Here is a 10,394-nt window from a genome sequence, read left to right as displayed (position 1 = left end):
CGGGAGGTCCGTACGCGACCCGGGCGCGCCCGGCGGCTCCTGTGTGACGCCCACTGCACCCTGGAGTGCTCCGCCGGGCTCGGGGTACGAGCACTGGTGCAGCAGTATCCGGCCACGCCGGCTTGGGAGAGAGAACGCATGATCGAGCACCGGGACGCGACGGTCGCACCCTCCGCTTTCGACGTACCCGTGGAACCGCTCCGGCGGGCGGCGCACTACACGGGCGAGCCCGGGTGCATAGCCGAGGCGCGTGCCTTCGCCGCGCAGTTCCTGAACCAGCTCGCCACCGAGTGGTGCGCCGACATCACCGCCCGCACCCAGGAGGCGGTGCTCCTGGTGGTCAGCGAACTGGTCACCAACGCCGACCGGCACAGCGACGGCCCGTACATCCTGGACCTGGAGGGCACGGACGCCGTGGTCACGGTCTCCGTCTACGACAGCAGCGACGCCCTGCCCCGGCGCTTTCCCCGGGACCCCGAGCGCATCGGCCGGCACGGCCTGGAGATCGTCCACGCGCTCGCGTCGCGCGTCGCGGTCGAACGGGTCCCGGTCGGCAAGCGCGTCTGGGCCGAGGTGGAACTCGGAGACGGGTGACGACGCGGGCGCGCAGTGCGGTGCACGTACAAGGTGTCGTCGTACGCGGTGTCGTGTACGCGGACCTGAGGCAGTGAGGCAGCAGAATCCGCGGAGCGGGGCCCCTGAGCGCACGGACCGACGGGTTGCACGCCCCGGATGCCGTCGGTCCCGTCCCAGGGCCCCGCGGCTCAGACGCGGTCCAGCTCTCCGAGCATGCCCTCGCGCAGCCGCACGATGATCCGCTTCAGCAGCCGGGACACGTGCATCTGCGAGCAGCCGAGCTGTTCACCGATCTCGGCCTGGGTCGCCTCCTCCACGAACCGCATGTGCAGGATGCGCCGGTCCCGCTCGTCCAGCTCGGCCATCAGCGGGGCCAGCGACTGGAAGTCCTCGACGAGCCGCAGCCCGTGCTCCTCGACGCCGATGAAGTCGGCCAGCACGGCCTCGCCGTTCTCCGGCCCGTCACCGGTCAGCGCGGCGTCCAGGGACGAGGAGTTGTAGCCGTTGGCCGCGATCTGGGCCTCGACGACCTCGTCCTCGGAGAGGTTCATCAGCGTGGCCAGCTCGGCCACCGTGGGCTCGCGGTCCAGCCGGCTGGACAGCTCCTCGCGTGCCTTGGCCAGCTCCACGCGCAGCTCCTGGAGCCGTCGCGGGACGTGCACGGCCCAGGTGGTGTCGCGGAAGAAGCGCTTGATCTCACCGACGATGTACGGCAGCGCGAAGGAGGTGAACTCGACCTCGCGGGACAGGTCGAACCGGTCGATGGCCTTGATCAGGCCGATCATGCCGGTCTGGACGACGTCCTCCATGTCGTCCCCGCGGCCCCGGAACCGCCCGGCGGCGAACCGCACGAGCGACATGTTCATCTCGATAAGGGTGTTGCGCGCGTACTGGTATTCGTGCGTGCCCTCCTCGAGCTCCTGCAGCCGGCGGAAGAACTGGCGGGACAGCTCCCGGGCGTCCCTGGGCGCCACGGCCCGCGGGTCCACGACCACCGGCTCCCGCACCTGGTCCGTCCCGGCCCGGTTCTCCTCGACGAGCGGTGCCTGAGACCCGGTCACGGCGGTGGCGGTGGCGGTGTCCATTACCTCTCCCACGAAAGTCATGGTGCGACGTCTGCCTCTTCGGACGATGCTGCAGTTGTGTCCTCGCGTCGCGGTGACGCATCCGTGCGGGTACCCGGACTGTCGCCGACCATGCACTCCTTGTTTCAAGGCGGCGCGAAACAGTCGCCACGCTACCTCCATTCCGCCCTGTGCGGTGCACCGCGTCCGCGGGACCGAGCGGGACCGAGCGGGACCAAGGGGGGACCAAGCGGGAGAGCGGGATCCGGCGCCATGTGCGCGGCGCGGGCGGGACGGCCCGGAACCGCCGGGCGATTCGCCCGATTCCACCGAGGGCGGAACGCCGCGCCCTTCCCGTGCGGCGCCCCGCTCCTAGGCTGGAGAGGTGACGAACCAAGCGCCGAACGAAGCCCGTGTCATTCCCCTGCGGCCCCGCGCCACCGCACCGGCCCCGCGCGGCCCGGCCCCGCGCCCCGCTCCCAGGGAGCCGCTGTGGCGCGACCTCGTCGGGGACGTCCTGCGGCGTGAACGCCTCGCCCAGGAGCGGACGCTGAAGGACGTCGCCGACGCGGCCCGGATCTCCATGCCGTACCTGTCGGAGGTGGAGCGGGGCCGCAAGGAGGCCTCCTCGGAGGTGCTCGCGGCCGCCGCCCACGCGCTCGGCCTCGGCCTGGGCGACCTGCTGACGCTGGCTCAGCGGGAGCTGGTCCGGGTCACCTCCCGCCCGGCCCGTCGGGGCCGTACGACCACCACCTCGTCGTACGACGGACTCTGCCTGGCCGCCTGAGCCACCGGGTCCGGCCGGCGTCTCATCCCGTCGTGAGGCGCCGGCTCAGCACCTCGTCGGCCAGCCCGTACGCCACCGCCTCCCGCGCGGTGAACACCTTGTCCCGGTCCATGTCGGCCCGCAACGTGGCGATGTCGTGACCGGTGTGCCGGGACAGCACCTCCTCGACCTGCGAGCGGATCCGCACCATCTCCTTCGCCTGCAGCGACAGATCCGCGGCGGTGCCCTGACGGCCGCCGGAGGCCGGCTGCCCGAGCAGCACCCGCGCGTGCTCCAGCACGAACCGCCGCCCCTTGTCGCCGCCCGCCAGCAGCACGGCCGCCGTGGAGGCCGCCTGGCCGACGCAGAACGTGGAGACCGGCGCCTTCACGAACGTCATCGTGTCGTAGATCGCCATCAGCGAGGTGTACGAGCCGCCCGGCGAGTTGATGTACACCGCGATCTCGGTGTCCGGCGCCGCCGACTCCAGGTGCAGCAGTTGCGCGATGACGACGTTGGCGACGCCGTCGTCGATCTCGGTGCCGAGAAAGATGATCCGCTCCGACAGCAGCCGGCTGAACACGTCGTACGACCGCTCGCCCTGCGGGGTGCGCTCCACCACGTGCGGAATCGTGTAACTCCCCATGACTACAGCCCCGTCCGTCGACGCGTCGCGGCCGGCAGGACGGACGTGAAGGAGCCAACGATCCGATCCACCATGCCGTACTCCCTGGCCTCCTCGGCCGTGAACCAGCGGTCGCGGTCCCCGTCCCGGGAGATGGTCTGCGGGCTCTGCCCGGTGTGCTCGGCGGTGATCCGTTCGATGGTGCGCTTGGTGAACTCCAGGTTCTGCGCCTGGATCTCGATGTCCGCCGTGGTCCCGCCGATGCCGCCCGACGGCTGGTGCATCATGATCCGCGCGTTCGGCAGCGCGTACCGCTTGCCGGGCGCGCCGACGCTGAGCAGGAACTGCCCCATGCTGGCCGCGAATCCCATCGCGAGCGTCGAGACGTCGTTGGGGATCAGCCGCATCGTGTCGTAGACGGCGAGACCGGCGTGCACCGAGCCGCCGGGGCTGTTGATAAGCAGAGTGATGTCGGTGCGCGGGTCCTCGGCGGACAGGATCAGCAGCTGGCTGCAGACCCGGTTCGCGGAGACCTCGTCGACCTGGGTGCCCAGCAGCACGATCCGCTGCCCGAGCAGTTGCGCGGCGAGGTGGTCGTCGAAGCGGGTCGCGGGGGTGTCGCCCTCCTCGGCCCGCGGGGTGAGCGTGCTGAGTGGAGTCATCGGTTCTCCTCGTGGTGGCCCGGATGCCGTCCACTCCACTCTCGGCCGCGCACGGCGCCCGCAGGCGTTTTCTCTGCCCGCCGCAGATTCGCCACGGGCAGAGCCCGCCCTCGGCCCGGCTCGCCGGCTCCGCTCGTCAGCCCCGCTCGCGCAACTGCCGGAAGAACGCCCGTACGTCCGCCACCAGCAGCTCCGGCTCCTCCATCGCCGCGAAGTGCCCGCCCCGCGGCTGCTCCGTCCAGCGCACGATGTTCTCGGTGCGGTCGGCCTTGTGCCGCAGCGGGAGCTGGAGTTCGGCCGGGAAGAGGGCCACGGCGGTGGGCGCGGTGGACGGCTCGGTGGGCCGGGCGGCGCGGCCGGTGGCGTGCGCCCGCTCGTAGTAGATGCGGGCCGAGGAACCGGCGGTGCCCGTCAGCCAGTACAGCATCACGTTCGTCAGCAGCCGGTCCCGGTCCACGGCCTCCTCGGGCAGCTCCTCGGAGTCCGTCCACTCCCGGAACTTCTCCACGATCCAAGCCAGTTGTCCCACGGGCGAGTCGGTCAGCGCGTACGCCAGGGTCTGCGGCCGGGTCGCCTGGAGCACCGCGTACCCGGTGCCCTCGCTCGACCAGGCCTGCCACCCGCGCCAGGAGGCGAGCGTCCGCTCCCGCTCCTCCGGCGTGAGGGCCGCCAGCTCCTCCTCGGCCGGCTCCGAGGTCGCCTGGGCGCCCGGCAGCAGGTTCAGATGGACGCCGAGCACCCGGTCGGGGTGGGCACGGCCCAGCTCGCGGGAGATGGCCGCGCCCCAGTCCCCGCCCTGCGCGCCGAACCGCTCGTAGCCGAGCCGGCTCATCAGTTCCGCCCAGGCGTCGGCTACCCGGCCGGCCTCCCAGCCGGGCTCGGCCGTGGGCCCGGACAGCCCGAAGCCGGGAATGCTCGGCAGCACCACGTGGAACGCGTCCGCCGGGTCCCCGCCGTGCGCGGCCGGATCGGTCAACGGCCCGACGACGTCCAGGAATTCGACGATCGAGCCGGGCCAGCCGTGGGTGAGGACCAGCGGGGTGGCGTCCGGGACGGGGGAGCGGATGTGCGCGAAGTGCACGGTCGCCCCGTCGATCGTGGTGGTGAACTGCGGCCACTCGTTCAGCCGTGCCTCGGCGGCCCGCCAGTCGTACACGTGCCGCCAGTGGTGCACCAGCTCCCGCAGATAGCTGGCCGGCACGCCGTACGACCAGCCCACCCCCGGCAGCTGGTCCGGCCAGCGGGTGCGGTCGAGGCGGTCGTGGAGATCGGCGAGATCGGCCTCGGGAACGGCGAGGCGGAAGGGGCGGATCGCGTCCGTGGACGGTGACGTGGTCATGCCCGCGATGGTAGGTGCCTGGGGCGACGAAGCCACCCGAATTGTTTTTCCGCCGCGGCCGATGAGTTTCCCGGCGGGCGGCGGTCCACACTCACGACCGCGTTCCGCCCCCGCACTGGAGGTAGCCATGACCGCCGACGCATTCACCACCTGTCTCTGGTTCGACACCGAGGCCGAGGAAGCCGCCCACCACTACGTGTCCATCTTCAAGAACTCCAGCATCGGCAGGGTCGCCCGCTACCCCGAGGGCGCCCCCCGCCCGGCCGGCACCGTGATGACGGTCGAGTTCACGGCCAACGGCCAGCGGTTCCTGGCCCTCAACGGCGGCCCGGAGTTCACGTTCAACGAGGCGGTGTCCTTCATCATCCACTGCGAGAACCAGGAGGAGGTCGACTACTACTGGACCAAGCTGACCGAGAACGGCGGCGAGCCCGGCCCCTGCGGCTGGCTCAAGGACAAGTACGGCGTGTCCTGGCAGGTCACCCCGGACCGGCTCGAGGAGATGGTCAGCGACCCGGACCCGGTGAAGGCACAGCGCGCGATGGCCGCGATGATGTCGATGGGCAAGCTCGACATCGCCGCCCTGGAGCGGGCGTACGCGGGCGAGTGACGGCTCAGCCGCCGCCCTCGGCCGCCGAGCCGGCCACCCGGGCGACCGCTCGGACGATCACCCGGGCGATGCGCAGGACACCGGGGGAGCGCACCGGGCACGGCTTCGGGTCGGACGTCGTCGGGGCGAGACAGAAGTGAGGTGGTCGTCGTCCCGGTGCAGGGCGGTACGGCCGCTGCCCGGCTCGTGCAGTAGTCCGGGTGCGCCCGCTCCCAGGCGGTGCACGGCAAAAACCGGACCCAGGTGTGGCGCCCGGAGGCGGGGCTGACGGCGCGGCCCGCGTCGGCCACCAGGCCGCCGGAGGCGGCGGCCCGCTCCGCGTAGACGGCGTTCACCTTCCGCACCCGCTCCGGGCTGATCGGGTCCGGTCCCTGGAGCACCCACACGATCCGCGGCGGGGACGGTCCCCCGGCGTCCGTGATCTGCTCCGCGAGGCGCCGCGCGTCGGCGGTGTACCGCTGGAGACAGCGGTCCGGCGCGGCGTCGTAGGTGATCCCGTCCATGCAGGGGTGTAGCCCCAGGCGTTGCCCCAGAACTGGAGCACCACGACGTCCGGCCGCACCGAGCGCACCAGCGCCGCCGCCTTGTCCGCGTCCGGCACGAGGGACCGCTCGCCGGTGCCCTCCGGGTAGTCGCAGAGGGTGGTGCCGGAGTACGGGGCGCTGGTGTAGCGGGCCTTCAGGTCGCGGCGCAGCTCCTGGCCGAGGACCCGCTGGTTCTCCATCGCCAGCGAGTCGCCGAGGTACAGCACGGCCGGGGGCCGCGCGGGCGCGGCGGACGCCTTCCGGTGCGTGGTGGCCGACGCCTTCGGCGACGACGGCTCGGCCGGTGGTGCGGCGGCCCCGGACACCGGATCACCGCATCCGCCCAGCTGCAGCGCACCGGCCAGTGCCCACCCCGCCGCCCACCGTCCGCGCATCCGGTCACTCCCGCCCCGCCGCCGACACGGCTCCCCGGGCAAGCACAGCCCGGCGGCGGGCGGAAGACACGCGTCGGACGCGGCCGGCCGCGATCGGCAGGTGCGGGAAACCGCCGTCGCGACAGGCGCCCCAGGGCGCCCGGGAGCGGGCTCGGCGCGCGGCGCGCCCGGTGCGTGGCTAGCGTGAGGAACCGGACCATCCCGCGCAACCGGAAGAGGGCCGCGATCATGGCCGTGAAACCTGAGGGGCACCCCTGCTGGGCGGACGCGATGTTCACCGACCTGGAGGGGGCCAAGCGCTTCTACGGCGACGTCCTCGGCTGGACCTTCGGCGAGTCGCGGACGGAGTACGGCAACTACACCGAGGCGTACCGCGACGGCAAGGCGGTCGCCGCGATCGTCCCGCCGGTGCCCGGCCAGGAGGGCCGCTCACAGTGGTGTCTGTACCTCGCCTCCCCGGACGCCGCCGCCACCGCCGCAAGGATCAGGGAGAACGGCGGCGAGCTGGTCATGGGCCCGATGCCGGCCGGCGACCAGGGCACCATGTGCCTGGCCCGCGACCCCGGCGGCGTCGTCTTCGGCGTCTGGCAGGCGGGCGGCCACGAGGGGTTCCAGGCGGAGATGGGCACGCCGGGCGCCTACTGCTGGGCGGAGGTCTTCACCCGGGACGCCGAGGGGGCCGACGCCTTCTTCCCGGCCGTCTTCCCGTACACGGCCCAGCGGATGGAGGACGACGACGTCGACTTCCGGGTCTACCACGCCGGGGGTGCCCCGGTGCTCGGCCGGATGAGGATGACCGACGACGACTTCCCGCCCGAGGTGCCGTCGTACGTCAACGTCTACTTCGGCGTCCCCGACTGCGACGAGGCGGTCGCGACGGCCACCCGGCTCGGTGCCGAGCTCGGGTTCGGGCCGATGAGCAGCCCCTTCGGGCGGTTCGCCGCGCTCGTCGACCCGCAGGGCGCGAGATTCTCGGTGATCGACACCACGACCACCGAGGGGGAGATGCCGCAGCTCACCGACGTCTCCTGAGGCGACCGGCGGCGACCGGCGCCCGGCCGGGCCATGGCATGATCGGACACATGCGTGAACGAGTGGTGGCCGCGTGCGACGGGGCATCGAAGGGAAACCCCGGGCCGGCGGGCTGGGCCTGGGTCGTCGCCGACGAGACGGAGACGCCCGCCCGGTGGGAAGCGGGCCCGCTCGGCCGGGCCACCAACAACGTCGCCGAACTGACCGCCCTGGAGCGGCTGCTCGCGGCGACCGACCCGGCCGTGCCGCTGGAGATCCGCATGGACTCGCAGTACGCGATGAAGGCCGTGACGACCTGGCTGCCCGGCTGGAAGCGCAACGGCTGGAAGACCTCGGCGGGCAAGCCGGTCGCCAACCAGGACCTGGTCGTGCGGATCGACGAGCTGCTCGACGGCCGCTCGGTCGAGTTCCGGTACGTCCCCGCCCACCAGGTGGACGGCGACCCGCTCAACGACTTCGCCGACCGCGCCGCCAGCCAGGCGGCCTCCGTCCAGGAGGCGGCGGGCAGCGCCCTCGGCTCCCCGGAGCCGCCGCCCGCCCCGGACGCCACCGTCAAGACACAGCGCGGCCGCCGCGCCCCGGCGACTCGCAAGGGCGGCGGCGGCTCGGCGCGCACCATCAAGGCCAAGTTCCCCGGTCGCTGCATGTGCGGCCGCTCCTACGCGGCGGGCGAGCCCATCGCCAGAAACGACCGGGGCTGGGGCCACCCGGAGTGCCGCACCGCGCCCGTCGGCTGAGGCAGGGGGCGGCACCGCGGGCCGGGGCGCGGCGTACCACCGGCACGCCGCGCCGGGAGCGCGGGCGCGTCAGACCGCGCCGCGCCAGCCCCCGGTCTCCTGTCCGCGCTTCTCGATGAACTGCTTGAAGCGCTCCAGGTCGCCCTTGGTCTGCCGCTTCACGAAGCCCAGCTTGTCACCGACCTTCTCGGTGGCGCTCTCGGGCTGGAACTCCATCTGGAGCATCACCTTGGTGTGGTCGTCGTCGAGACGGTGGAAGGTCACCACACCGGCCTGCCGGGCGTCGCCCGCGACGGTCGTCCAGGCGACCCGCTCGTCCGGGACCTGCTCGGTGATCCGCGCGTCGAACTCCCGCTGCACCCCGTCGACCTTCGTCACCCAGTGGGTGAGCGTGTCGGTGCGCTGCTCGACGCGCTCCACGCCGCTCATGAACTCGGGGAAGGTCTCGAACTGCGTCCACTGGTTGTACGCGGTGCGCACCGGGACGGCGACCTCGATGGATTCCTCGACCTGCGACATGCCGCGGTCACTCCCTTTCGTCGTTCGTCGTTCGTCGTTCGTCGTACGGCTCGGGGGCGGGTACCCGTGACCGGCGCGGGGATGCACGCGGAGTGACCGGGCGTCCGGTGGTCAGTCGGAGTCGGTGTCGAAGGTGTAGTGCGGCGTGTGGTCCAGGAGAGCGGCCGGGGTGGTGTCGTTCCACGGCTTCATCGTCTCGTTCAGGTCCACCACGTGCGGCGTCCCGGCGGCGGGCAGATAGCCCGCGTCGGGGTGGCGGCGCTGCCACTCGGTCCACAGCTTGTCGATGTAGGCGTGGTGCAGCCAGAACACCGGGTCGTTGGGCGACACCCCGGTGGCCATCTGCCCGCCCACCCACACGTGCACGCGGTTGTGCAGATTGACGCCGCGCCAGCCCTCCAGATGGTTGCGGAACCCGTCCGAGCCGCTGTTCCACGGCGCCATGTCGTACGTCGCCATGGCGAGCACCGACTCCACCTCCGCCCGCGTCGGCAGTTCCCGCACGGCGACGCCGAGCGCCCGCCGCAGATACGTACGCCCGTCGACGCGCACCGTGACCGGCCAGTTGCCGGTCGACGCCGCGAACGGGCCGTCCATCACCCGGCCGTCCAGGCTGCGCCCGGTGCCGCCCATGAAGTTGGGCGCCCACAGCGAGGACCGCGTGGTGCGGTCGGCGGACCAGTCCCAGTACGGCAGCGCGACCGAGGCGTCCATCGATTGCAGGGCCCGTTCGAACTCCAGCAGGAATCTGCGGTGCCAGGGCAGGAACGAGGGGGAACGGTGGCCGGTGCGTTCGCCGTTGTCGGTGTCGCCGACGATGAAGGCGTTGTGGGTGGTGACGAACTCGTCGTAGCGGCCGCTGCGCTTGAGTTCCAGGACGGCGGCGACGAACCGTCGCTTCTCGTCGGCGGTCAGGGTGGCCTGGTTCTTGCGGACGGTCATGTGCGCGTGCTCCAAACGGCGTTGCGGGGGCGGATCAGTTGGCGGGGAACGGCAGCAGCCGCGCGCCCTGGAGTTCGTCGACCGCGGCCCGCGCGGCGGCCCGCGGGCTTGGCACCGGGTCGTAGTGGCTGACGACGCTGATCCAGCTGCCGTCGGCGTTGCGCATCACATGCAGCTCCACGCCGTCGATGAACACGGCGTAGCCGCCGCCGTGGTGCTGATGATGGCCGCCGGCCGGCCGGCCCTGTATCCGGCGGCCCTTGTAGACCTCGTCGAAGGAGGCGGGGGTGGCAGGCGCGGCGGGCGCGGCGGGCGCGGGGGAGCGGCCCGGGGCCTCATGGGCGTGTGCGGCGGCGTCGGCGGGCGGGGCGGCGAGCGCCTGGGTACCGGCTGCCGCGGCGAGGGCGGCGGCCGCGCCGAGGGCGCTGCGACGGCTGAGTTCCGGCATGCGGACCTCCAGGGATGCGGTGGGTCGGATGACTCCGCATGCCTATCGGGCCGCCCGGCACCCCGGCGAACGGTTGGCTGCGATCCGGACAATTACCCACATGTCGTACAGTGTTGAACCAAGTTGATCTTGCCGGTGAAGATCGTCCGGTGTGG

General features: G+C 72.4%; 12 protein-coding genes and 1 pseudogene. 5 read left to right on the top strand and 8 right to left on the bottom strand.

What is annotated here, in order from left to right:
- The first annotated feature begins 138 nt into the window (after positions 1 to 138).
- On the top strand, positions 139 to 594 hold the full coding sequence (locus G7Z13_RS02000; protein WP_165995437.1) for an ATP-binding protein: 456 nt from the start codon (positions 139 to 141) through the stop codon (positions 592 to 594).
- Between the two features lie 170 nt (positions 595 to 764).
- Here G7Z13_RS02000 and G7Z13_RS01995 read toward each other — a convergent pair whose 3' ends face one another.
- Positions 765 to 1,661 carry an RNA polymerase sigma factor SigF gene (locus G7Z13_RS01995; RefSeq protein ID WP_166004526.1) on the bottom strand — a complete coding sequence of 299 codons (897 nt, stop codon included), beginning with the start codon at positions 1,659 to 1,661 and terminating at the stop codon, positions 765 to 767.
- Between the two features lie 364 nt (positions 1,662 to 2,025).
- Between G7Z13_RS01995 and G7Z13_RS01990 the strand changes: the two genes are divergently transcribed.
- Complete coding sequence (locus G7Z13_RS01990) at positions 2,026 to 2,427, top strand: helix-turn-helix transcriptional regulator (RefSeq protein WP_165995435.1); 402 nt, start codon at positions 2,026 to 2,028, stop codon at positions 2,425 to 2,427.
- Between the two features lie 22 nt (positions 2,428 to 2,449).
- Here G7Z13_RS01990 and G7Z13_RS01985 read toward each other — a convergent pair whose 3' ends face one another.
- From G7Z13_RS01985 to G7Z13_RS01975, 3 genes are all read right to left on the bottom strand, one after another.
- The gene (locus G7Z13_RS01985; RefSeq protein WP_165995433.1) at positions 2,450 to 3,052 is read right to left on the bottom strand and encodes an ATP-dependent Clp protease proteolytic subunit; all 603 of its coding nucleotides are present in this window, start codon (positions 3,050 to 3,052) and stop codon (positions 2,450 to 2,452) included.
- A gap of 2 nt (positions 3,053 to 3,054) precedes the next feature.
- The gene (locus tag G7Z13_RS01980; protein WP_165995431.1) at positions 3,055 to 3,693 is read right to left on the bottom strand and encodes an ATP-dependent Clp protease proteolytic subunit; all 639 of its coding nucleotides are present in this window, start codon (positions 3,691 to 3,693) and stop codon (positions 3,055 to 3,057) included.
- 136 nt (positions 3,694 to 3,829) lie between these two features.
- The gene (locus G7Z13_RS01975) at positions 3,830 to 5,032 is read right to left on the bottom strand and encodes an epoxide hydrolase (RefSeq protein WP_165995429.1); all 1,203 of its coding nucleotides are present in this window, start codon (positions 5,030 to 5,032) and stop codon (positions 3,830 to 3,832) included.
- 127 nt (positions 5,033 to 5,159) lie between these two features.
- On the opposite strand from G7Z13_RS01975, the gene G7Z13_RS01970 reads away from it, so the two are divergent.
- Positions 5,160 to 5,642 (top strand): VOC family protein, encoded by a 483-nt coding sequence (locus G7Z13_RS01970; protein ID WP_165995426.1) that lies wholly within the window; start codon positions 5,160 to 5,162, stop codon positions 5,640 to 5,642.
- Positions 5,643 to 5,646: 4 nt separating this feature from the next.
- Here G7Z13_RS01970 and G7Z13_RS01965 read toward each other — a convergent pair.
- Positions 5,647 to 6,561, bottom strand: a pseudogene (locus G7Z13_RS01965) (SGNH/GDSL hydrolase family protein).
- A gap of 228 nt (positions 6,562 to 6,789) precedes the next feature.
- Between G7Z13_RS01965 and G7Z13_RS01960 the strand changes: the two are divergent.
- Together G7Z13_RS01960 and G7Z13_RS01955 are read left to right on the top strand one after the other, a co-directional pair.
- The gene (locus G7Z13_RS01960) at positions 6,790 to 7,593 is read left to right on the top strand and encodes a VOC family protein (RefSeq protein WP_165995424.1); all 804 of its coding nucleotides are present in this window, start codon (positions 6,790 to 6,792) and stop codon (positions 7,591 to 7,593) included.
- A gap of 38 nt (positions 7,594 to 7,631) precedes the next feature.
- The gene (locus tag G7Z13_RS01955) at positions 7,632 to 8,330 is read left to right on the top strand and encodes a ribonuclease H (protein ID WP_165995422.1); all 699 of its coding nucleotides are present in this window, start codon (positions 7,632 to 7,634) and stop codon (positions 8,328 to 8,330) included.
- Between the two features lie 69 nt (positions 8,331 to 8,399).
- Here G7Z13_RS01955 and G7Z13_RS01950 read toward each other — a convergent pair whose 3' ends face one another.
- The 3 genes from G7Z13_RS01950 to G7Z13_RS01940 form a co-directional block, all read right to left on the bottom strand.
- Positions 8,400 to 8,849 carry an SRPBCC family protein gene (locus tag G7Z13_RS01950; RefSeq protein ID WP_165995420.1) on the bottom strand — a complete coding sequence of 150 codons (450 nt, stop codon included), beginning with the start codon at positions 8,847 to 8,849 and terminating at the stop codon, positions 8,400 to 8,402.
- 111 nt (positions 8,850 to 8,960) lie between these two features.
- Complete coding sequence (locus G7Z13_RS01945; protein ID WP_165995418.1) at positions 8,961 to 9,791, bottom strand: tyrosinase family protein; 831 nt, start codon at positions 9,789 to 9,791, stop codon at positions 8,961 to 8,963.
- Between the two features lie 34 nt (positions 9,792 to 9,825).
- Positions 9,826 to 10,239, bottom strand: a complete 414-nt coding sequence (locus G7Z13_RS01940) for a tyrosinase cofactor (RefSeq protein WP_165995416.1) — start codon at positions 10,237 to 10,239, stop codon at positions 9,826 to 9,828.
- Positions 10,240 to 10,394 lie beyond the last annotated feature (155 nt).

Origin of the sequence: Streptomyces sp. JB150, from assembly GCF_011193355.1 — a bacterium.
Lineage (GTDB): Bacteria > Actinomycetota > Actinomycetes > Streptomycetales > Streptomycetaceae > Streptomyces.
Note: the sequence above shows the minus strand (reverse complement) of the source record. Positions and strands in the feature narration are given on the sequence as shown.